We start from the raw sequence: 22625 nt of genomic DNA, 5'->3' as shown, positions 1-22625 counted from the left end.
GTTTGCAGGTATGCCCCTGGGAGAGCGAGCGCAACTGCCTGCTGCAAGTATTACTTTGTAGCGATATTGCACTGGCAAACCTCGATCGAACTTGCGGTTATCTTATACCAGGTTTGTAGGAAAAATATTAGTTTGGCAGCGAGGCATTTGTGAAGCAACCAGGTTTCTACCTCAAAGCGCGTCTAAGACTGACTAAGTTAAGTTTGTACCTGCGTCAGCCGTGATTAACCTTTCACTACACTAATATTTTAGAGTAATCTGGCTGAGGAAAGTTGCAGATTATTTGCTATGCTTTGATTAGACATCAATAATTAATGGCGCAAATTAGTGTCAATGAAAAGAGTTATGAGGCTGAAAACTTTCTTCGCTGCGGTGTTGGCGATCGTCCTGTTCACTCTCTACTTAACTCCTCCTGTGATGGCCGCGAATGGGGAGGATTTGAGTCACCTATTAAAAGATAATTGGTGCGTCAGCTTTCTGTGGAAGCAATGCGATTTGAGCGCTGTCGATTTGCGTGGAGCTAATCTCCAAGAAGCGAATTTGTCCGGCGCTAATTTGAGCGGCGCTAATTTGTCCGGTGCTAACTTAAAAAATGCGGATCTTTCTGACGCAGACCTCACCGGCGCTAATTTAGCAAATGCTGATATTTTAGGCACGGATCTCAGTCGAGCCAATTTGACCGAAGCTAATTTCAACTCCACGAATTTGTGGGATGCTAATCTGACTTTGGCAAATCTGAGCCGCGCCAATTTACAAGATGCTAATGTCTTAGATTCTCGACTTTGGGGAAGCAATCTTACCCAAGCTAATTTAACGGATGCGACGCTGCACGGTGCTGACTTGCAATATGCTAATTTGGCCGACACTAATTTAACAGGTGCTGACTTGCACAGCTTCTTTTTCCGAGGTTCCAAACAAGTCACCAATTTGAGCAATGCTAATTTAGAAGGCGCTATTTTAACTGGCGCAAATCTCAGAGGTGCGGTGCTGGCAGGGGCAATAATGCCGGACGGGTCTATTAATGAAGAAAGTGGCTTTAATTTAAAGTAGAGTAAAATTAAAGTCTGTTTTAATAATTTCCACAACAGGCTTTAGGGCCGATTTCGCAGTCAATGAATTATCCGGTGTAGCTGCGCCCGTTGCCAACAGCTTGTTGAAGATGCTGTCAAGATATCAATTTAAACCAGGGTGCGATCGACCTTTTAACTCCCAAGCTGCGCCCGTTGCCAACAGCTTGTTGAGGATGCTGTCAAGATATCAATTTAAACCAGGGTGCGATCGACCTTTTAACTCCGAACCAGTAAATCTCGCTGAAATCTTAAATCTCAAACCGAACCTGCGCGCATCTGTTACAATTTTCAACAAAGCCAGAACAGCCCCGAACCTGAAGTCACCTGCCTAGGGATACCAGCCCCCGACAGGAGTCGTGAAGAGCAAAAATATTAGATATTTAGTTTAAACTCCCAGATTCATCTGTAGAGCCTCTCTAAAATCTAAAATCGAGCGGCTGTGGAGTCAATCTAAAATCTAAAATCTAAAATCTAAAATCTAAAATCGAGCGGCTGTGGAGTCAATCTAAAATCTAAAATCTAAAATCTAAAATCTACTGATGGAAACCCTGCAAACTCAACTTTACGAACTCGCACAATTTGCTAATAATTTAGTAAATACTCAACTGACAAACCTCAGTTTAGTCAGCGTCGGAGTCATCTTTCTGGCAGGGTTGCTAACGAGCTTAACGCCCTGTATGCTTTCAATGTTGCCGATCACGATCGGCTACATCGGTGGATACGAAGCAAAAAGTCGCCTGCAAGCTGCAGCCCAGTCTGCGTGGTTTTCCCTGGGATTAGCCACCACCCTTGCGGGTTTAGGTATTGTAGCATCATTTGCCGGACAAGTTTACGGTAAAATTGGCCTGGGTTTGCCGATTCTTGTCAGCATTATTGCTATTCTAATGGGGCTGAATTTACTCGAAGCTTTACCCTTACAAATGCCGTCTTTCGACGCTGTGGGGTGGGTGCCGAAAGATTTGCCTGCAGGCGTGCGATCGTACTTATTGGGCTTAACTTTTGGTTTGGTAGCGTCTCCCTGCAGCACGCCAGTTTTAGCTACACTCTTAGCTTGGGTTTCCAAAACGGGGGATACAGTTTTAGGGGGTGTGTTGCTGCTGTTTTACGCTGCTGGCTACGTCGCTCCGCTGATTATAGCAGGTACTTTTACTGCTAGCATTAAAAAGTTGTTAGAATTACGTCGGTGGTCGAGTTGGATTACGCCTGTTAGCGGCGTTTTGCTAGTAGGATTTGGCGTGTTCTCTCTGCTTTCCCGCATCCTTCCCGCTTAAGTTTAGTAGTAAGGACTTCAGTCTTTATTTAAAGATATAGCAAGCTCTACTGAATGCGTGAATTAAGTTTTTTTAAGGAACCGCGAAGACGCGAATAACACGAAGGAAGAAAGAAAACAGAAAAAATTCAAAATTGATTGAGACTTGCTCGATAAAAATAATAATATTTTATTCATGTTTTGTTTTTCCTTCCTCTTTCTTCCTTCTTCCTTTCATCCGTTACATCCCGTACACTGCTGGTTGGCGAACTTCCTGACATCCGTTACATCCGTTACAAAATCCGTTGCCGAACTTTCTTCATAATTACCAATGACATCAAAAGAAGTATTTCTATCTAAACTATCAAACTGGGCGACTGCCCCTCAAAGGTTTTTCAAGCGAGAAATCTTGCCAGTGCTAGCAGATTTGCGGCTAGCAATTATCTTGCTGCTGACGATCGCATTTTTCAGCATTTCCGGCACCGTCATCGAACAAGGTCAATCCGTACCCTTTTACCAATCTAACTATCCAGAACACCCCGCTTTGTTCGGCTTCCTAACTTGGAAAGTTGTGCTAATTGCAGGACTTGACCACGTATACCGCACTTGGTGGTTTTTGTCAATTCTAATTTTGTTCGGCAGCAGCTTAACAGCTTGTACATTTACCCGACAATTTCCCGCATTAAAAGCCGCCCGCCGCTGGAAATTTTATGAAGAACCAAAGCAGTTTGAAAAATTAGCTCTGAGTGCCGAATTAGAAACAGTTGTTTTAACTTCATTAGAACCACTTTTGCAGCAAAAAAACTACCGCATATTTCGAGAAGGCGAAAAACTTTATGCTCGCAAGGGAATAATTGGCAAAGTCGGCCCGATTATTGTTCACGCCAGTATGCTAATTATTTTAGCGGGGTCGATATGGGGCGCAATGACGGGATTTCTCGGTCAAGAAATTGTTCCCAGCGGCGAAACATTTCAGGTGCAGAATATCCTGGATGCGGGGCCTTGGGCCGGGCCGCAAATACCGAAGGATTGGTCGATGCGAGTTAATCGGTTCTGGATTGATTATACTCCCGAGGGCGGAATCGACCAATTTTACTCTGACCTGTCAGTTTTGGACAAATCAGGCCAAGAGGTCGATCGCAAAATCATTCACGTTAACGAGCCCCTCAGATACCGGGGAGTAACATTTTATCAAGCAGATTGGGCAATAGCCGCCGTGCGAGTTCGCCTCAACAAAAGCCCGGTTTTACAATTGCCAATGGCTCAGTTAGACACTCAAGGTAAAGGCCGGATTTGGGGTGCTTGGATTCCGACAAAACCAGATTTGAGTGCGGGAGTTTCTTTGCTAGCAAAAGACTTGCAAGGAACGATGTTAGTGTACGGTACGGATGGCAAATTGTTAACTACAGTTCGCGCCGGCACGGCGGTAGAAGTTAATGGAGTCATGCTGACAATTGACGAAGTTGTAGGCAGTACGGGATTGCAAATTAAAGCCGATCCGGGCATTCCTATCGTTTATACTGGCTTCGGGTTGCTGATGCTAAGCGTGCTGATGAGCTATCTGTCTCACTCGCAGATTTGGGCTTTGGAAAAAAACGGCAAACTCTACGTCGGCGGGCGCACAAATCGCGCTCAGGTGACTTTTGAAAGAGAAGTTGTGGAGATTTTGGACAAGTTAGCCGAATCGAAAACAGCAGATGAAAAAAGTGCGATCGCCCCGACTTCTGTTGCAAGTCAAAGCTAACCGTAGGCTGCGCTAGGCGCACCTTACACCAACGATAAATATCAAAAAGATTAGTTGAGTTTGTAGGGTGCGCCTTGCCAGATTTTTCGAGGTGGTTAATGTGAAGCTGAGAAAAACCATAAAACCGCTATTTCACGTTCGGATTTTTCAAATTTCAAGTAATGAAAATTGCTATACGGAGTTTTGGTTTAAAAATCAAAATCCTGAAACGCCGGTCAATCGGTCCTCTCGGGTGGGCGACAAACTCAACCGATGCCCCGTGTACACCCTATAAACTACGAGAGTTTAAGCGTTTGAACGACTTTTTGACTCGCTTGAGAGGGCTGGCCTGACGCACCCTACAATTACTTACTAATTTTATTAACAATCCTATTTCTTAAAACTATTGTGGGGTGCGCTTCGACGCCACCCCACAATTAAATCTCAATGCCACAACAGCTTAATACCCGCCCTATTTCTGGTGCGACACCTCAATCACGGTGTGGACGTTCCCCCGTGGCGAAAAATCGCCCTTAATCGTCGCTTCCAGCGGCGCGCAAGCCGCCACAAAATCGTCTAAAATTTGATTGATCGATTCTTCGTGAGAAATGTAGCGATCGCGATAACTGTTAACGTACAGTTTCAGCGCCTTTAACTCTACCACCCGCTCGTCGGGCACATAAGTAACGTGAATTGTCGCAAAATCTGGATAGCCAGAAAACGGACACTTGCAAGTAAACTCCGGCAAAGTAATGTTAATTGAGTAGCGCCGCCCGACTCGCGGATTCGGGAAAGTAATTAACTCCCCTTCCAATATCTGGCGTTCGCCGTATTTCATTTCCTCGGTGCTTGACTTTTGCGACATACTTTGTTCGGCGGCGTAGTTGTTCATAGCGATTGACTAATAACTTGTAACATTAAATTAAATTTACGTTCAATATTTGTAACAAATATCTTGACGAATTGTGTTGCGATCGATCTAATTGTAAATACTCTCAGGCTAAACTAAAACAAGTTCACCCTCGCCATCTACAATTATGCAAAATACTACCTTATCTGACAATACTTCCCCTGAAAACTCAAATAGTTACTCTCCATCGGTACCGATTTCCCTCTATCGAGAAGTCACGGCAGAGCTGCAAGCAGCCCAAGCGATGGTGGACTCCCTCAAAACCCACAATCAGCAATTAGTCCAACAAAATCAACAACTGCGGCGAGAAGTAGAAACAGTAGTTCAAGTATCCCAACAGTTACAGCAAGTAGTCAACTCGGTTCAGAGCGTTACCCAGACAGGGATGCCTCAAATGCCGTCAGTCAAATTCAATTTCAGCGTTCAACCTCCGCCCCCACAACCTGCAACCTCGCAGACTAATTCTGCCGTACCTCAACCACCTCAGACAGTGGCTTTCCCTTTCCCACTACCGGAACCGGAGTCAACACCCGCCTCGATACCGCAGCCACTTCCCGAAAAATTATTTACAGAGGTGCCGGAAACTCCTTACCGTGTCCGACCTCAACTCAAAAAAACCTCAGACTTAAGCGGATTGTGGTTGGCGATCGCAATTTTTCTGATTGTGATTGCAGCTTTCGGTGCAGGTTATTTAGTTGTCCGCCCTTTATTAATGAAAAAGTAAATTCCAACAAGAATCCCACGACTCCAGCCGTGGGATTTTAAACAAAACCTAGCATAAATTGTTCAAAGTTACGCTAATTGGCCATCATCCTCTGGCGGCACTCGTTTCTACTGAACGAGGGGCATACTGCTCTTCACAAGCAGAACCTACGATACCCACCCCTGGCTCGAAACCGCGCGTGAACTCAGTGAGTTTTACCTGTTTAGCTTCCAAAGCTGTCTGTAGCACCTTCATGGCTCGGTGAGGGTCGCCGGCTCCGCAGAAAAATAAGTCTGCAGCAAAATAACCGTGTTCAGGCCAAGTATGGATTGCTATATGAGACTCGGCCAAAGTAGCAGTAGCCGTCACTCCGTGAGGACTAAACTGGTGTACGCACAAATCGATGAGAGTAGCTCCTCCGGCTTCGATCGCATCGAGTATGGCGCGGCGGATACGTTCCGGATCGTTAAGCAAGTCTCCAGGAGACTGCCAAGCATCAGCGACCAGATGGGTTCCCAATTGTTTCATTCTGCGGGGTTTTACCTCTATTGATGTTAAGTCTCAAACCTTTTAACGTTAGCACGATGTCAAAAATTTTGCAAGTATGTTTCACAAAGAAATAATGAATATAAGGAGAAATACCCACCACCAAGCGCGGGCTCTATGGTGGGGTCAAACTGTCTCACAGCCAGATGCCACTAACGGAATTCGTATTATTTCAGTGCTGCCTTGTTCTTCTCAAACCACCTTTTTTGATTAAAGCGATCTCTGGTTTCCATTGGCTAAAAAAACCAAAGCTCGATCATTCCGGCTGTGGCGGAATTGATATGATATCGAAATGCCACAGATGGGTGGCTATGCTCTCATGCGTAAAATTCGACAGATCCTAAACGATCACCCAAGGGCCGATTCCGGCGAGCCCTCTTGCAGCCTATGCTGGAGAAATTGACCAGCAACCAACGGTATCCGCTGGCTTTCTGGCCTCACCTAGCTAAACCGGCCCGACCAGCAGAAATAATGAAGATCGTTGCCCGTTTTTGTGGGCCCAAGGGAAAGACAAGCGCATGATCGAGCAGTATCAACTCGTTGAACAGATTTTTGCAGGCAATAGCGAGATGGCGATGCTGATGCGATCGCACGATTGGTCGCTTTCGGCCCTGGGGGCTGTAGAAACCTGGCCTCAAAGCTTGAAAACCACAATTCGGATCATCTTAGGCTCTCGCTACCCCATGTTCGTCTGGTGGGGACAGCAGATGACCAAGTTTTATAACGATGCTTACATTCCTGTCCTCGGCAAGCGACATCCGCAAGCACTAGGTCAGCCTGCCTCACTGGTATGGGCTGAAATCTGGGACACGCTAGGACCCCAAGCAGAAGCGGTTTTGAACCAGGGACAATCGACGTGGAATCAAGAATTGCTTCTGGTCATGGAACGCAACGGGTATACAGAGGAAACCTACTTTACCTTTTCCTACAGTCCGGTGGCGAATGATGATGGCCCAGTGGGGGGCGTTTTCTGCGCCTGTAGCGAGGACACTCAGCGCGTGTTGAGCGATCGCCGCTTGGCAACGTTGCGCGAATTAGCAGCAGAAACAGTCACTGCCAAGACGCAAGAAGCAGCTTGCGAGATTTCCGCCACCGTATTGACCAATAACGCCTATGACATCCCGTTTGCGCTGTTTTATCTACTCGATGGCGATAACTCAATCGCACGACTCGCCGGTACAACAAGGTTAGCAGCCGGAACCCTTGCCTCTTGTGAGGCGATCGAGCTTACATCCGCCCAAAAGTGCCAGTGGCAATTGAAGCAAGTCATCGAGACTGGCGAAAGCAGAATCATTGAAGATTTGGAGGCGCAATTTGGACTTTTACCGGGCGGTGCGTGGTCCCAATCTCCTCATCAAGCGGTAGTTCTACCACTAGCTCGATCGGGAGAAACGTTCGGGTTCCTGATTGCTGGAGTGAGTCCGCTTAGAACGTTTGATGATGATTACAAAGGTTTTTTTGACTTGATGGCAGGGCAGGTGACAACAGCGATCGCCAACGCCCAAGCTTACGAAGAAGAGCGTAAACGTGCCGAAGCATTAGCTGAGTTAGACCGTGCTAAAACCACGTTTTTTAGCAATGTTTCGCACGAATTCCGCACGCCGCTGAGCTTAATGCTGGCTCCCTTAGAAGACACGATCGCGAATTTGAATGCAACAATTCCACCTCAAGAACGCGAACAATTACTAATGGTGCAGCGCAATGGAATGCGACTGCTCAAACTCGTCAATAGCTTGCTCGATTTCTCGCGCATCGAAGCAGGTCGAGTCCAAGCAGCTTATGAACCTGTAGATTTGGCCACCTATACGGCGGAACTTGCCAGCACGTTTCGATCGCTGATTGAACGAGCCCAAATGTCGCTGATAGTTGACTGTCAAACCTTGCCAGAAGCGATTTATGTCGATCGCGAAATGTGGGAAAAACTCGTTCTAAATCTATTATCAAATGCTTTTAAGTTTACCTTGACGGGAACAATTAGTGTTCGATTGCAGTGGGTCGAAAATTGTGTTGAATTATCAGTTGCAGATACAGGAGTCGGTATTCCCTCCGAAGAACTACCGCATTTATTTGAGCGATTTCATCGAATCAAAAATTCTCAAGGGCGGAGTTTTGAAGGCTCCGGCATTGGGCTATCGCTGGTGCAAGAACTCGTCAAACTACATGGGGGATCGATCGATGTCAGCAGCACTTTTGGGCAGGGCAGTTGCTTTACGGTGACGATTCCCACCGGAACAGCTCATCTGCCGCCGGAGCGCATTGGTGCGAGTCGCACGTTAGCATCAACGGCGTTAGGCGCGATGCCATATATCGAAGAAGCTCAACGCTGGTTGCCAGAAGGCGATTTGAGATTAGAAGAATGGAACATGGCTCCATCCACTCATGAACTCGTCAATCAACCCGCTCAATCTAAAATCCAAAATCTCAAATCTAAAATTCTCCTGGCCGATGATAACGCTGATATGCGCGATTATATTCGGCGACTCCTGAGCGATTCTTATATTGTTCAAACCGTCGCCGATGGCGTTGCCGCTTTGACTGCAATTGAGAAGAATCCACCCGATTTGGTATTGACAGATGTGATGATGCCGGGGATAGATGGGTTTGAGTTGTTGCGATCGCTGCGTTCTAATCCCTCAACCCAAGACATTCCCATCATTCTCTTATCAGCCCGCGCGGGCGAAGAAGCGCGTATTGAAGGACTCGCAGCCGGGGCCGACGACTATCTGATTAAACCATTCTCGGCGCGTGAACTGCTGGCAAGGGTAGAAGCAAGTTTGAAGCTGGCACGGCTGCGACAGGAAGCAACTGTGCGAGAGCGAACCCTTCTGGGGCGCGTAACCGATGCGTTTATGGCAATGGATCTCGACTTTCGCTTGACCTATGCTAATGAAGCCGCACAACGAGTGTCGCGAACTCCCTTAGAAGCAATGCTGGGCAAAACGATGTGGGAAGCCTTCCCCGGGACGATCGGCAATCAGTTTGAATTCCAGTATCGCAGAGCGTCCAGCGAGCAGGTTGCAGTGGACTTTGAGGAATATTATGCCCCGTTTGATTTGTGGGTTGAGGTTCACGTTTATCCTTCACCGACTGGGCTGTCTATTTTCTTTCGGGATATCAACGATCGCAAAAAAATTGAGCAGGAACGGGAACGGTTTCTTGCCGTCGGTTCAGATTTGCAAGTGATTACGGGCATAAACGGGTATTTCCACTGGGTCAGCCCAACCTTTGAACGAACCCTCGGCTGGACACCAGGCGAAATGACATCCCGCCCCTGGACTGAGTTTGTCCACCCAGAAGACCTCAGCGCCTCGGTTTCAGAAGCCGAGAGTCTGTTCTCCGGTAACAAAACCTTTACGTTTGAAAACCGTTATCGGCACAAAGACGGTTCCTACCGCTGGTTCCTCTGGAATGCCCAGCCGTACCCAGAAGAACAAGTGATTTACGGCGCTGCAGTTGACATCACCGATCGCGTGCGCGTCGAAAACGAGCGCCAACGGGCCCAACAAGCCTTGCGTGAAAGCGAGGAGCAGAGCCTGAATATTCTAGAGAGCATTGCTGAAGCATTCTTTGCCCTGGATGAGAAGTGGCGGTTCACCTACGTCAATCAATTCGCCGAAAAACTGCTCGATCGCATTCCGGGTGATTTGATAGGCAAGAATTTATGGGAAGAATACCCAGGACTGATTGGTAACGAGTTTGAGCCGATCTATAGGAACGCCATGGGCGCTCGCCAGGCTGGGTCACTGACGGCGTTTTATCCCGACCACGATCGTTGGTACGAAGTCCGCACCTACCCTGCCCCACATGGAATCACCGTTTATTTTAAGAATGTCACCGATCGAATTCAAGCGGAAACAGCACTGCGCCAAACGTCTGCCGAACTCGAACGGCAACTGCGAAAGTTCGACGCGCTCGTAGCTTCGGTGCCGGATTTTATATACACCTTCGATTTGTCGGGGCGGTTCACTTACATCAGTCCGGCATTCCTCAACCTCTTGGAGAAAACTTCGGCCCAAGCTCTGGGAAAAAACTTTTTTGACCTAGATTATCCAACAGATTTAGCTACCCGACTTCAAAATCAGATCCAGCAAGTCATCGAGACGCGCCAACCGCTCAAGGACGAAACGCCGTACACGATCGCATTTGGCAGGCGCGCCTATGAATACATTTTCGTCCCGCTTTTTGATGTGAATGGCGCGGTAGAAGCGGTGGCAGGCGTCACGCGAGACATCACCGAACGCAAACAAGCTGAAGCTCACCTACGGGAAACCCATGTGCAATTGGAGTCCGCTTTAGCAGCAGGAGCCATCTACACCTGGCAGTGGAAGATTCCTGAGAATCTCATAATCGTGAATGCAGCCTTTGCTCACCTGTTTGGCGTTGACCCAGCGGTGGCAGCGATCGGCTTACCGATCGAACAATTTGTGCAGGCGATGCACGAAGAAGACCGCCCACGGGTGGTTGCAGCCATTAACCAGGCGATCGAAACTGGCGAAGAATATGCCACTGAGTACCGTGTTTATACGGCGGCGGGCGAGGAGCGATGGCTGGCTGCACGCGGTCAGGTTGAATATGCTGCTGATGGCAGCCCGAGCGCTTTCCCTGGGGCACTGGCAGACATCACCGATCGCAAACAAACCGTAGAAGCCCTGCGAGAAAGTGAAGAGCTAAAGCAACGCATTTTAGATAGCAGCAATGACTGCATTAAAGTTTTAACGCTAGATAGCGAAATCGTTTATATCAATACAGGCGGGTTGTGCCTTTTGGAACTCGACGATCCGACACTCATTCTGAACACCAGTTGGCTCGATCTCTGGCAAGGCGAACATTATGAAAATGCCTTGACGGCGATCACAAATGCCAAAGCGGGTAATACAGGTCAGTTTCAAGGCTATGTTCCCACCCGAAAGGGCTCGCTGAAATGGTGGGATTGCGTAATCACGCCACTGCGAAATACTTCTGGGCAGGTGACCCAACTCGTTGCAATTTCACGAGATATCACGAAGCAAAAACAAGCTGAAACTCAACGGGAACAACTGCTGGCGCAGGAGCAAACCGCACGAGAAGCCGCCGAAACCGCCAACCGCATCAAAGATGAGTTTTTGGCAGTGTTGTCCCATGAGTTGCGCTCGCCCCTCAACCCGATTCTCGGCTGGTCGAAGCTGTTGCAGCAAAACAAACTGGCTGCTGCAAAAACGGCTAGCGCCCTTGCCTCGATCGAACGCAACGCCCAACTCCAGTTACAACTGATTGATGACCTGCTCGACATCTCCCGCATTATGAGTGGCAAACTGAGTTTGAATGCGATGTCCGTTGACTTGAATATGGTGATCTCGGCCGCCTTGGACACCGTTCGACTAGCAGCCGAAGCCAAGTCACTGGAAATTAAAACAACCTTTTCACCGTCCCTGGGAATGGTAAGGGGCGATTCCGGGCGTTTGCAGCAAGTAGTCTGGAATCTTTTATCGAATGCCGTGAAATTCACCCCTCAAGACGGGCAAATTACCGTTAGGTTAACCCAAACTGGAAGTTATGCCCAGATTCTTGTCACCGATACAGGAAAAGGCATCAATCCTGAGTTTCTGCCTTATGTGTTTGAGCATTTTCGGCAAGAGGATGGAGCCATAACTCGTAAATTTGGGGGTTTAGGATTGGGGCTGGCGATCGCGCGTCAAATTGTGGAACTGCATGGCGGCAGAATTTGGGTTGAGAGTAGGGGTGAAGGACAGGGAACCACCTTCACCGTTGAACTTCCCCTCTTGCATACCGCGAATCCGGTTGAAGAAGTTGCCGCTGGGGCTGAAGCTCGATCTGACGAGCTTCATCTGGCAAATCTGCGCGTGTTAGTTGTTGATGATGAACGCGATTCACGGGAGTTTGTGGCGTTTGTAGCGGAACAAGCCGGAGCTAAAGTGACTGCCGTTGGGTCTGCGATCGAGGCGCTGCAACTGCTCTTAAGCACACCCTTCGATCTCCTCCTGTGCGACATCGGAATGCCAGAGATGGATGGCTATATGCTACTGCGGCAAGTTAGAACTCTACCACCAGAGCAGGGCGGGCAAATTCCGGCGATCGCCCTGACTGCTTATGCTGGAGACTTTAATCAGAAACAAGCTCTTGCTGCTGGGTTTCAACATCATGTTGCAAAACCTGTCGAAGCGAATGAGTTAGTCAAAGCAATGCTGCAATTACCTCTGATACTGCATCGCTGAGTCCGAATTTTAATAGATTGTCGATCGCAGACAATCTATTAAACCCGCCCCCCACAACCGATAACATTTCTGACTCCTGACTCCTGAATTCTTTATTTTCAAAATTGTCAAAAGTTTTGAGTTTTAAATTAAAGATGATTTAACTTAAAACTCAAAACTATTTTCCCTTAATCAACTTATCAATCCCGGCTGTGAGTAGCTCCATTCGGCAAAATCGCCCCGCCCAAAGCTGCTTCATTCAAATTATCAACATTCAAGCTCGCGCCAATCAAATTAGCCTCCGACAAATTAGTTCCTGTCAAATTCGCCCCTGTCAGAGAACTTAGGAGCAAACCCGCTCCCGACAAATTGGCGTGACTCAAATTCGCCCCCCGCAAATCCGCTTCCAGCAAGCTAGCACCTGCCAAATTTGCACCGCTCAAGTTAGCTCCCCGCAAAGAAGCTTTGTTCAAATTCGCAGCCCTCAAATCCGCATTGTGCAGAATCAAACCATTTAAATTAGCTTTACTCAAATTAGCTCCCTGCAAGTCGGCACCGCTCAAATTAGAGCCATTTAGATTGGCCGATTGCAAGTCAGCACCGCTCAAGTCAGCACCGCTCAAATTAGCAGCGCTAATAGAAGCCTCCCGCAGACTTGCTTCGCTCAAAGAGGCCCCAACCAAATTGACGCCGCTGAGATTTCCGCGATTGAGATAAGCCCGAGTTAAAGTTGCTCCGCTCAGGTTCGCTCCGGTCAAATCTACCTCGCTGAGAATCGCTCTCGTCAGATTTGCTCTGCTTAAGTCAACCCCGCTCATAATTGCTCGGCTCAGCGTCGCCCCGCTCAAATTAGCCTCAGTTAGTTTTGAGCCACTTAGCAAACAAGCTCCTACTAAACTCGCTCCCGTCATCACAGCTTTGCTCAAGTCAGCCTGAGACAATATTGCTCCGCTGAGATTTGCCCCGCTAAAATCTGCGGATATCGCCACAGTTCCAGTTAAACTAGAACTCCCGAGGTTAGCTTCAATTAATTTCGCCTTAGACAAATTAGCCCCGCTCAAGTCGGCGGCGTTTAAATTAGCTCCAATCAGTTTGCTTCTAATTAAGTTGGCACCTTTCAAATTAGCGCTGCTCAAATTTGTTCGACTGAGATTAGCTTCACTCAAATGAGCTGCAATGAGGTTAGCCCCTCGAAAATCTCGTTCCCCGTTTCTATGTCTAATTAAAAGTTCATCGGCACTTAAAATTTCAGTGAAATTCATAAAAAAATTGAGTGAGTTTCCTTAATTTCTCGATGTTCTATGTTGTGTGAAAGTTTGTACTATCGTGTTTGCCAGTCAGTTTTTTAAACTAATACTGCCACATTAACAATTGTCAAAACTGCTTGATTCCTACCATCACCCTACTCACGTAGTTATAATTTACCAAAATAAACCTGGTTCTGGTATGATCTGAGGTTTGCTAGCGCGGAAGTTAGGAAAAAAACCGCGTTTCTCGCCACATGTAAGTTCTGTAAGTATTATTTTGCTAGTAATTAGTTTGCGGTTGATATTAGTTGTTAATGGTTAGTTGGATTTATACTAACTGCTAACCACTAAATATTACCTACTAACTCTTTACCAAAATACCGAGAAGTTGTCGATCGATCTTGTCAAGGTCGATCGAATATTTGGGGTATTGCGGGTGGCATCCGCGTCGCCTTCTCACCCGAAAATTTGCCAGTACAGGCGATCGAATTTATGAGTGCAATCAAGAAAGAAGATATCGGAGCTTCAACCCCTAATCCCTTCTAAATAAGTGCTTTCTACCTTCGAGGAACCCGGACGGCAGCCCCAGGCCAGCTCAGCTAGTGTCATCTCCCCCCACTGTGCTCCGTGCCAGTGAAAACCAACAGGAAGGCTGTTTCCCTCGGAGTGCTAAGCGAGTCGTCGGCCAAGCAAGCAATACGCTGTGCTGAGCCTGAGATGGCGCGAAAAAATGGATCGCGAGTCGTTCCCGTATTCTCGCGCTGCTGTGCTTGCTGTTAATGTTTTCTCGATCCATGAGCGCTTGCGGTTCTAATTTACAGAACACTCGACACCAGACGCGCTCCCGGACATAAAAGCTGTTCCTGGGCTTCTCAAATGCTTCCCTGAGACATTCCCAGAAAAACTGTATTAATGCCGCAGGTCTTGCCAACAGCAATTGAGCTGCTACAGCCAAGCAATGACCAGCCTAAGTCTTGCGGGAAGGCGACGACAATATTATTCTAATAGTTGCCGACCACTGCAGGCCATACTCGGCGCGCGGGACTGGCTACTTCACCTGTATAAGTTGCTCAAATTAGCTACCCATAATTAAAGATAGTCGCTCTTTGACTAACTGGGCAATATCTGTGGTAATTTAGGTCATTAAATTTGATAATACTGCGAGGTTTAAAATCTAGCAGTAGTGAGTGTTACAGACTAAAAAACCGCTGCGGATTTCTGCTGTAAAATTTCAGGGAGCCGATCGATCCTCGGGCGCAAAGCCCAGCTCACTGATTTAACCCCTAATCAAAATTAAACTTTTGACAGGTAGCTTTTTTAAGTTTCCAGAACAAAACAAAAGCCGGCTTTCAGAGAAAAAGCCGACTTTTGAGATAATTTTACCGACGAAGCGTAAAACCGCTAGCTCGCCTCTGTGGGTTGGAGCACTTTCCACAATCCGAGTGCGCCAGTGCGACTACTTTGCAGAAAGTAGAAACAATCCCCAAACAAAGTCTGAAGTATTAAACCCGAGGGTGGTGGGTAACGCCCTGATTGGGGTCGTAAATATCAGCGGTAGTATCAACGCCCGGAGTCCCAGGAGCGCCGTAATCAGCCCGAGCGCTATCGACGCTGGGATTATAGTCGTAGGTGTTCCAATGCTGAATGCCTCCGCGGCTCAGGATGGTTTCAGCTCTAGCGACTTCTGCTTCGCTGCCGTCAACCAGTACCAAGTAATCTCCTCTCGCCACGCGATCGTTGTATGCTCTAGCTTCCTCTTCGGGAATTCCCATACCGACTAAAGCTCCGATCAAGCCGCCTGCTGCCGCACCCAAAGCCGTACCGGCGAGTGTAGTGGCGATCGCCGTAGCTGAGGCTCCTGCCAGCATAATCGGCCCGATTCCCGGAATTGCCACTAGGCCCAGACCTACCAACAAGCCTGTCAAACCGCCCAAAGTGCCACCTGTGAGAGCGCCTTTTGTGGCCCCTTCATCGGATTTGTTGTCCGTGCTGTCGTGCACGTCAATGCCTGCGATGTCTCCTTTCGAGTCAGCATCCTTAGCGATGACCGAAACCCGATTCATGTCGAAACCGGCAGTTCTCAGTTCTCCCAGTGCGTGTTCCGTCTCGCGGCGGGTTGAAAATACTCCCACGGCGCGCTTCTGGCGACCCGAAGCTCTGCGGCCGGTATCTGCCGGCACATCGTAAATGCCCCAATCCTGAATGCCCCGCACGCTCATAATTCCTTCGGCTGTGGCAAGTTCGGCATCTGTTCCTTCTACGAATACCAAATATTCTCCGCGCGAGACGCGATCGTTATAAACTTTAGCTTTTTCTTCGGGAACTCCCAAACCGACCAAACCGCCTACCAAACCGCCGGCTGCCGCGCCAATCGCGCCTCCAACCACAGTATCTGCTAGCAGAGTGGCGATCGCACCCCCCGCCATCACCGGGCCAACTCCCGGAATCGCTAGCGCTCCAATGCTTCCGAGTAACCCAATCAAACCGCCTGTCACGACTCCCGCTGTCGCGCCTGCTTTTGCGCCGCCGCCCACTTTGTCGTCGGTACCCTTACCAGTACCAGTGCTAGCGCCCGCAATTTCGCTGCGATCGAGATTTTCGCCAACTACCGAAACTTTATTCATCGGAAACCCGGTACTTTGCAGCTCGAGCAGGGCTAGTTCCGTATCTCGGTAATTAGAAAATGCTCCTACAGCTCGCTTGTGTTGACCTAAAGCCATTTTTTTTCTCCTCAAAAATATACTACTTTTACACAACCACAGAATTTATGCTCTGCCATCAATCACATTTAGTCATTTTTTCCCAACAATTTTCATCGGTCGGTGGGAATAACTTCCCCCTCTATCTTCAGGTTGGTTTCCCACTAATTCTCGGGGATGGGAAATCGGAAATTGGGAAGGGGAAGTTGCAGGTATTACGCGAGTTTTGAGTGCGTCAATTTAAAATTCAATTTAAACTCTTTCACTTAAAACCCCGCTGTCCATCGAGAGTCACCTAAGCCTTGCAATCCGATCCGCCAGCAATCTTACAATGCCAAACTTTTCCCTCTTCCCTCAAACTTCTCTCCTAGATAACTACATCTTTTTCCCTTCTTTCCCTCGGACTTCTTTCTGCTAATTTATGGATTGCTGCTAGGCGATGCGGGTGCAGCGGGGGCGACAACAGCAGTAACATTCACCTGTTTAACACCCTTAATCTCTTTAGCTAGTGGCTCAATTTTAGCTAAATCAGTTTGATTTGGAACTGTGCCACCTACGGTGACAAGCCCATCTTTTGCGTCAACAGTTAGCTGACCTTTAGTGATGTTTACTTCTAACTTGGAGCGCACTTCACTTTGGAGATCCCCATCGGCTCTTATGGCATCGCCACCCGTCACATTGTTGCGCTGTTCTCTGGCCCTGATATCAGAATTTGCTTGGTTTTTGCGAATATCGCTCGTTGCGTCACCCTGAGTTTTTTGAACTGTGTCCGCTGGGGGGGGGCTGGTATTTTCTGTGGTAGAATTAGGAGAATCAGCGCTAGTTTTAGCCCCCTCGCTGCAAGCAGCTCCAAATAATAGGATGCCGCTGAGGAGAATGGGTGTTAGTTTGTTCATAATATGTTAATACCCTCCGGGTAAGCTTTCGATGAGCCTGACTTCCCTGACTTCGTTGAGCCAGAGGGGAGCCAGATGGAGCAAGACAGCATCTTTACTTGTGCTTTCTGCGATTTAAAAATCCTTATATCAAATATATAAATTTGAGGAAGTATCTACATCGCTCCACGGGTGTAAAATTTATCTATGCCGTTAGATAGAGTACAAAAAACAAAATAAGGTATTAAGTCACATTTAACTTAATGAATTCTGACCGCATTATTCCTCAGAAACCCGGTAGATCGAGCCATTTTTCGTTGCCAAAGCCAATATTTTCTTATAAACCAAGTTTAAAAGGGTAAGCTTTATTAATAAATTCAATGCCACTCCCAACTAATTTTTCCCTTGCTCCTCGAAGCTGGGACTTCTTCCCTCAACATCCATCCATTAAATCCGTTAATCCCATACACTGCTCGTTGCCGAACCTCCGGCTTCAAAACAAACGAAAAGAGTCGAGAAATTTTTGAGCATTTTCTGCTTCTGGGGTAGTGGCAACCAGCCCGTAAACGCGCGTTTCTACCAAAAAAACTTGGCCCACACCTACAGGTTCCGTGGGGGAAAGCGGCTGAAACTCAAACTCTTTTCCCGGATAGCCTCCGAGGGAAATATCCCGCACTTGCAAGACTTTAGCATTCGCTGCCACGACGAAAAAATCTACGGCATTATTTAAAGTTATTCTGATATTATTGATATTATTGTTCGTCAGACGAAAATCTAGGTCAAAGTATTGAAGCAAATAAGTTTCTTTGTTTTTTAAGTTCGATCTGTATGTATGAGCAATAATTTGATTGGAAAAAATTTCGGAATTAATTTTGGGATTTCCCGGCATATCGATCGCAAACTGACCCATCGCTGAGCAAAATGGCTGCCACTCTGGCGTCTGAATGGCTGTCTGCAGCGGGGCTGGTTGAGCTTTTGCGGGACGGGCCAACTTGACAGGCCAGACAAGTAATGTAGCAGTAACTAGAAGTAAATACAAAAATTTCATTTGGGTAAAAAATATATTTGCCTGAGCGATCTGCGCTAGCCTAGAAATATATCCGCAAAGGGGGGATTTATGCTGAATATTATATTTACTCAACGGCGAGGCAACTCTCAAGGACGATCTAAAACCAATAAAACCAATAAAACCAATATACTCGCTACTGTAAATACTTGGCTGGCTGTGTGTCTGCTTGCTGCTGTAACAGGTTGTGCAAACAGCCCCAACAGCAAGGCACTCGAAGAATCTTTAGCCGCCGATCCGAAATTAAAACAAAATCCAGTAGTTTTCTCTTCCCCCCCACCAGCGACAGCAATTGAGACAAACTCTACCGCCAAACTTCCTCCCGATTTCCCGACAGAGATTCCACTCTATCCTAATGCTGACTTAATCGAAGTTGGTGGGCAAACCGATCCGTCGCAAAAAAATGTGCGGCTGCGCTGGGAGAGCACTGATCCGGTTAATTCGGTTCAGAACTTTTACTCCACCGAGTTTGGGCGTCGCAACTGGGAAATAGTCAGCCGCCCCACCGCGGAGGGACAAGGTTCTTTGGTAGCGACGCGAGATAATTTACGGGTAACAGTGTCGCTTTCTCCTACTCAGAAAGTAGGAGGTTCTACAGAATTTGCGATCGACTACAGCAACGAAAGCCCAGAAATTGTCGCCAGTCCCCAACCTAATAATTCCGAGTCTAGCGCATCTCCAACCGCTTCACCAACTCCATCTAATTCCGAGAAAACTACTCCAACACCATCCGCCTCGCCAACATCAGCAAAAGTTAGCCAATTAGACGCCCAAATTCCTCAACAGTTGCGGCAGTATGTGGCAGATTTGACTCAGTTGGAAGTGCTGAAAGTGCGATCGGCAGAAAGTGCTAATTTAGAAACAGCTAGCACTTTGTCCAAACCCAACAAAATTATCACTCGCCGCGAATACGCCCGCTGGTTAGTAGCAGCTAACAATCAGATTTATGCTAGTCGTCAAGCCAAACAAATTAGATTAGCAGTAGACTCTAGCGAACCAGCCTTTTCTGACGTACCCAAAACAGACCCGGATTTTTCAGCAATTCAAGGTTTAGCAGAAGCGGGTGTAATTCCGAGTTCGCTTTCTGGAGAAACTAAAGATGTGAAATTTCGCCCGGATGCACCTTTAACTCGCGAAACAATGATTCTCTGGAAAGTGCCTTTAGATAGTCGTCAAGTTTTACCGACAGCTAACATTGACGGAGTGAAAGAAAAGTGGGGTTTTCAAGATGCTTCTAAGATTGATTCCCAGGCATCGCGGGCAGTTTTAGCTGATTTTAACAATGGAGACTTAGCGAATATTCGCCGCGTTTTTGGTTTTACTACTCTGTTTCAGCCTAAGAAATCAGTGACTCGTGCCGAAGCTGCTGCTAGTTTGTGGTATTTTGGCGTTCAAGATCAGGGATTGTCTGCTAAAGATGCCGTGGAAGCAAAGTCTCAACCTGCTGAGTAGAGTTCTTTGGGGTTGTTAAAAGTTTTGGAGACAGCATCTATTTACCAATACCTCAAAAACCGGGTTTTTTCTCTGTAACAAAACCCGGTTTCTGTGCCCAATACGGAGGAAATTGTACCAATTTTTGATTAATCGGCGTGCGATCGCCCGCCACAAAAATTGCAGCTTGAGTTTTTAGGAGTTCGGTGAATATGGCTTACCCAGAAACCGACTTTTATCTACGAAATTGCCCTGTAAAACGCGAGGCATATCCGGTGAAAAACTCCGTTTTTTTAATTTTTTTGGGAGAGTTGTCATTAAAAATCATTTTAATAATTGTACATCGGCTTTTCTGTCCTTGTCGCCTACCCTAGGAAATAGATTTTTTTTGCTTTAATTTTAATTTCTGTATCCTGCAATACAAGCGCTGCATTTGGCGGGCTAATTTTCTACATATTTTAACTAACACTTTGTTCAAAACTCTCAGTAGGATTCCGGATGCCGTAGCGGACTTAACGATAAATGAACAAGAGTGTTTGAGCTCTTGGAGAGCATTTTTTAATGTACGATATTACCTTATTTACCCCGCAAGACATGGCTAAATGCAGCTTAGTCCTGCGCCACTTAGGTAGAAATACTGCTAGTATGGAAGCCACCAGCCAGAAGATTGTTAACTATATTTACCAACATTTTTGCGATTCGCAAACAGGAGAAAATAGCTGTGCCTTAGTGCGTTTGTTCAAAACTCATCCCTACGGGGAATTAGAAGACTCATTGCAACAATCCGCCCGCCGCTTGATGAAGGGCAATTCCCCCGCCACCGACATGAAATGTTGGACTCTGCTAGCAGCCGCAGGCACAGAACCGCAGTGGAATTCTCGGCACACAGCAGCAGAAAATACAGCTATTCCATTAGTTAGCCCAAAATTAGTGGCTCAAATGCCGGCGATTTCGGAAATAATCCGGCAGTTCGGTTTAGACATTCCTACATTCCTCGGAATTGAGCGAGAAAGGTTCCTGCAATTAGAGCCCGCAGTATTAAATATTTTTTATGTATCAGAGGCAAAAGGCAGCCCCCTTATTCCTGAGCAAAATTCTTTAATTATCCCCTACCAGGTCAAGTCTGTCTTGGGATTTGGGGGACTTCTGCCGTCAGGAAGTTTGTTTGCGGTAGTGATGTTCCTGAAAGTTAAAATTTCCCAAAGCAGGGCTGAAATGTTTAAAGATTTGGCACTTAGTGTCAAAACAGCATTGTCCCTCCCCGACGAAAAGAGTGTTTTTGAATATTCAGAAAATCCTACAACCTTTGTTACAAATAACAATAATTGCGAAACCCAATTACTGGAATATCAAGTGGCTACCCTGATGCAATTGCTGGACTTTTCAGAACAAGAAATGCTGAGAAAAGCCGCTCGGTTCCAACAGACTATTGACAATTTACAGCGAGAACTTGCCGAACACAAAAATAAGGAACAAGCTTTGAAAATAAGCCAAAATTCATTTACAGGCATCCTCACTATTCCCAATGATGCTATTTTGCAAGTCGAGGAAAATCACGAAATTCAGCGTTTTAATCAAGGGGAAGAACAGATTTAAACTAAGGTCTGTGTTTAGCAACCCGGTTTATCCACGAAACCGAGTTGTTGCGGTGTTTGCGGATACGAATTTACGATCGCACATTTTCCCGATCGAGTTTTTCGCTATCAGCAAATTTACAAATGGCTAGCGGGGCACCTTGCTGCGGGAAATTGGTCGCACTGGCGAGAAGGGCTAAACGCTTTGAGCGTAACTTTTGTAGCATTTGCTATGTTTTTAAGTGTGAGTTCGTTTTTGCTTCCTGCTCCCTATGGAAGCGCCAGATTAGATTATTATTTATTAAGGAAAAGTCTATTTTGGTTGAGGCTAAGTATCATGCCAACAATATTTTTTATGGGCTCGGCTTACCCGTACAAATATGACTGTAAAATTCAACATCCAAAAAGCCTGATTAGTAAGTTTTTGGCAGGGGAGCATTGATGGGGATATACACAAAAGCGCAGTTACAATAGGAAAAGAAAATAACTGCTGGGACTAGCGTGCGGCGCGATGGGGATACTGAGTGGACGAAGGCTACAAATCTCCCCGATTTGAAGCCTTATATTTGTCAATAGGAATTTTTGACAGCAACAACGCGAATTCGGCGATAATCTGCAATCCAATTACCATCGCGGTACAGCGTCGGCCGCAAACGCTCTTCAACGGAGTTAATTACGTGCGATCGCACATCATCAGATAACCCCGACAAAAACCCGCCCGCAAACATCTCAATCCAATTTACCATACCCGCGCTGCCACCTTCTAGGGGAGTCGGGCGATCGAACAAAACCGCATAACCCACCTCAAATCCCTGCTTTTCCAAAAGCCCAGCATACTCGCCAATACTCGGAAAATACCAAGGATTAAGCGCTTCAGGCTCCTGGCAGCCAATTTCCGACAAAACACTCAAAAGGGCTCGGACGATCGCCCCCACGTTCCCTTTACCGCCAAACTCAGCCACAAAACGCCCTCCCGGCTTCAGCGCTTTTTCCACACAATTAATCACAGCATCCGGCTGTTTAATCCAATGCAAAGCCGCATTAGAAAACACAGCATCTAACGGCTCTTCTACTTGAAAAATCCTCGCATCTGCGGCAGAGAAGTTAATGTGAGGATAGTTAACTTTTGCCGTGGAAATCATCGACAAAGATGAATCAATACCTTGCACAAAAGCACCACTTTGAGCAATCTTTTCAGTTAACTGCCCCGTACCGCAGCCCAAATCCAGAATTTGTTCACCAGCCTTCGGAGCGAGTAATTCCACAATTGATTCACCGTACTCCCAAACAAAAGCATGATTTTTCTCATAAAGAGCAGAATTCCAAAAATATTGTGACATC

The 22625-nt window shown here is 46.9% G+C and carries 16 protein-coding genes; 8 read left to right on the top strand and 8 right to left on the bottom strand.

The window, feature by feature from the left end:
• The first annotated feature begins 333 nt into the window (after positions 1-333).
• The 4 genes from QUA42_RS08395 (at position 334) to QUA42_RS08380 (ending at position 4063) form a co-directional block, all read left to right on the top strand.
• Positions 334-1050, top strand: a complete 717-nt coding sequence (locus QUA42_RS08395) for a pentapeptide repeat-containing protein (RefSeq protein ID WP_333136781.1) — start codon at positions 334-336, stop codon at positions 1048-1050.
• Between the two features lie 109 nt (positions 1051-1159).
• On the top strand, positions 1160-1402 hold the full coding sequence (locus tag QUA42_RS08390; RefSeq protein WP_333136779.1) for a hypothetical protein: 243 nt from the start codon (positions 1160-1162) through the stop codon (positions 1400-1402).
• Between the two features lie 207 nt (positions 1403-1609).
• Positions 1610-2341, top strand: coding sequence for a cytochrome c biogenesis protein CcdA (locus QUA42_RS08385; RefSeq protein ID WP_333233091.1), 732 nt, complete (start codon positions 1610-1612; stop codon positions 2339-2341).
• Between the two features lie 309 nt (positions 2342-2650).
• On the top strand, positions 2651-4063 hold the full coding sequence (locus tag QUA42_RS08380; protein ID WP_333136777.1) for a cytochrome c biogenesis protein: 1413 nt from the start codon (positions 2651-2653) through the stop codon (positions 4061-4063).
• 451 nt (positions 4064-4514) lie between these two features.
• Here QUA42_RS08380 and queF read toward each other — a convergent pair whose 3' ends face one another.
• On the bottom strand, positions 4515-4934 hold the full coding sequence (gene queF, locus QUA42_RS08375; RefSeq protein WP_190743417.1) for a preQ(1) synthase: 420 nt from the start codon (positions 4932-4934) through the stop codon (positions 4515-4517).
• Between the two features lie 145 nt (positions 4935-5079).
• Here queF and QUA42_RS08370 point away from each other — a divergent pair, with 145 nt between their 5' ends.
• Complete coding sequence (locus QUA42_RS08370; protein ID WP_333136775.1) at positions 5080-5676, top strand: hypothetical protein; 597 nt, start codon at positions 5080-5082, stop codon at positions 5674-5676.
• An 84-nt stretch (positions 5677-5760) separates the two neighbouring features.
• Here the strand turns inward: QUA42_RS08370 and speD are convergent, their stop codons facing one another.
• Positions 5761-6183 carry an adenosylmethionine decarboxylase gene (gene speD / locus QUA42_RS08365; RefSeq protein WP_006633984.1) on the bottom strand — a complete coding sequence of 141 codons (423 nt, stop codon included), beginning with the start codon at positions 6181-6183 and terminating at the stop codon, positions 5761-5763.
• 536 nt (positions 6184-6719) lie between these two features.
• On the opposite strand from speD, the gene QUA42_RS08360 reads away from it, so the two are divergent.
• Positions 6720-12413: a PAS domain-containing protein gene (locus QUA42_RS08360; RefSeq protein ID WP_333136773.1), complete on the top strand. Its 5694-nt coding sequence runs from the start codon at positions 6720-6722 to the stop codon at positions 12411-12413.
• 179 nt (positions 12414-12592) lie between these two features.
• Here QUA42_RS08360 and QUA42_RS08355 read toward each other — a convergent pair whose 3' ends face one another.
• The 4 genes from QUA42_RS08355 to QUA42_RS08340 form a co-directional block, all read right to left on the bottom strand.
• Complete coding sequence (locus QUA42_RS08355) at positions 12593-13654, bottom strand: pentapeptide repeat-containing protein (protein ID WP_333136771.1); 1062 nt, start codon at positions 13652-13654, stop codon at positions 12593-12595.
• A 1487-nt stretch (positions 13655-15141) separates the two neighbouring features.
• Positions 15142-16359 carry a histidine kinase gene (locus tag QUA42_RS08350; RefSeq protein ID WP_333136769.1) on the bottom strand — a complete coding sequence of 406 codons (1218 nt, stop codon included), beginning with the start codon at positions 16357-16359 and terminating at the stop codon, positions 15142-15144.
• A 398-nt stretch (positions 16360-16757) separates the two neighbouring features.
• Entirely contained in the window at positions 16758-17234 is a 477-nt protein-coding gene (locus tag QUA42_RS08345; protein ID WP_333136767.1) for a BON domain-containing protein, read from the bottom strand.
• Between the two features lie 472 nt (positions 17235-17706).
• Entirely contained in the window at positions 17707-18261 is a 555-nt protein-coding gene (locus QUA42_RS08340; protein ID WP_333136765.1) for a hypothetical protein, read from the bottom strand.
• Between the two features lie 69 nt (positions 18262-18330).
• Here QUA42_RS08340 and QUA42_RS08335 point away from each other — a divergent pair, with 69 nt between their 5' ends.
• Entirely contained in the window at positions 18331-19731 is a 1401-nt protein-coding gene (locus QUA42_RS08335; protein ID WP_333136764.1) for an S-layer homology domain-containing protein, read from the top strand.
• Positions 19732-20271: 540 nt separating this feature from the next.
• A complete protein-coding gene (locus QUA42_RS08330; RefSeq protein ID WP_333136762.1) occupies positions 20272-21306 on the top strand; it encodes a histidine kinase in 1035 nt (344 codons plus the stop codon).
• A gap of 70 nt (positions 21307-21376) precedes the next feature.
• On the opposite strand, the gene QUA42_RS08325 is transcribed toward QUA42_RS08330, so the two are convergent.
• Together QUA42_RS08325 and QUA42_RS08320 are read right to left on the bottom strand one after the other, a co-directional pair.
• Positions 21377-21511, bottom strand: a complete 135-nt coding sequence (locus QUA42_RS08325) for a hypothetical protein (protein ID WP_333069232.1) — start codon at positions 21509-21511, stop codon at positions 21377-21379.
• Positions 21512-21853: 342 nt separating this feature from the next.
• A complete protein-coding gene (locus QUA42_RS08320) occupies positions 21854-22624 on the bottom strand; it encodes a methyltransferase domain-containing protein (RefSeq protein ID WP_333136760.1) in 771 nt (256 codons plus the stop codon).
• Position 22625: the final 1 nt, after the last annotated feature.

Origin of the sequence: Microcoleus sp. Pol11C2 (genome assembly GCF_036701505.1) — a bacterium.
Lineage (GTDB): Bacteria > Cyanobacteriota > Cyanobacteriia > Cyanobacteriales > Microcoleaceae > Microcoleus.
Note: the sequence above shows the minus strand (reverse complement) of the source record. Positions and strands in the feature narration are given on the sequence as shown.

What these genes read in the sequence shown, in the direction of transcription:
- QUA42_RS08385 (WP_333233091.1), top strand. Translation starts at nt 1,610, where the DNA reads ATGGAAACCCTGCAAACTCAACTTTACGAACTCGCACAATTTGCTAAT.
- QUA42_RS08340 (WP_333136765.1), bottom strand. Translation starts at nt 18,261, where the DNA reads ATGAAATTTTTGTATTTACTTCTAGTTACTGCTACATTACTTGTCTGG.
- QUA42_RS08325 (WP_333069232.1), bottom strand. Translation starts at nt 21,511, where the DNA reads ATGCTACAAAAGTTACGCTCAAAGCGTTTAGCCCTTCTCGCCAGTGCG.
- QUA42_RS08320 (WP_333136760.1), bottom strand. Translation starts at nt 22,624, where the DNA reads ATGTCACAATATTTTTGGAATTCTGCTCTTTATGAGAAAAATCATGCT.
- QUA42_RS08360 (WP_333136773.1), top strand. Translation starts at nt 6,720, where the DNA reads ATGATCGAGCAGTATCAACTCGTTGAACAGATTTTTGCAGGCAATAGC.
- QUA42_RS08350 (WP_333136769.1), bottom strand. Translation starts at nt 16,359, where the DNA reads ATGGCTTTAGGTCAACACAAGCGAGCTGTAGGAGCATTTTCTAATTAC.
- QUA42_RS08330 (WP_333136762.1), top strand. Translation starts at nt 20,272, where the DNA reads ATGTACGATATTACCTTATTTACCCCGCAAGACATGGCTAAATGCAGC.
- speD (WP_006633984.1), bottom strand. Translation starts at nt 6,183, where the DNA reads ATGAAACAATTGGGAACCCATCTGGTCGCTGATGCTTGGCAGTCTCCT.
- QUA42_RS08390 (WP_333136779.1), top strand. Translation starts at nt 1,160, where the DNA reads ATGCTGTCAAGATATCAATTTAAACCAGGGTGCGATCGACCTTTTAAC.
- QUA42_RS08345 (WP_333136767.1), bottom strand. Translation starts at nt 17,234, where the DNA reads ATGAACAAACTAACACCCATTCTCCTCAGCGGCATCCTATTATTTGGA.
- QUA42_RS08355 (WP_333136771.1), bottom strand. Translation starts at nt 13,654, where the DNA reads ATGAATTTCACTGAAATTTTAAGTGCCGATGAACTTTTAATTAGACAT.
- QUA42_RS08370 (WP_333136775.1), top strand. Translation starts at nt 5,080, where the DNA reads ATGCAAAATACTACCTTATCTGACAATACTTCCCCTGAAAACTCAAAT.
- QUA42_RS08395 (WP_333136781.1), top strand. Translation starts at nt 334, where the DNA reads ATGAAAAGAGTTATGAGGCTGAAAACTTTCTTCGCTGCGGTGTTGGCG.
- QUA42_RS08380 (WP_333136777.1), top strand. Translation starts at nt 2,651, where the DNA reads ATGACATCAAAAGAAGTATTTCTATCTAAACTATCAAACTGGGCGACT.
- queF (WP_190743417.1), bottom strand. Translation starts at nt 4,934, where the DNA reads ATGAACAACTACGCCGCCGAACAAAGTATGTCGCAAAAGTCAAGCACC.
- QUA42_RS08335 (WP_333136764.1), top strand. Translation starts at nt 18,331, where the DNA reads ATGCTGAATATTATATTTACTCAACGGCGAGGCAACTCTCAAGGACGA.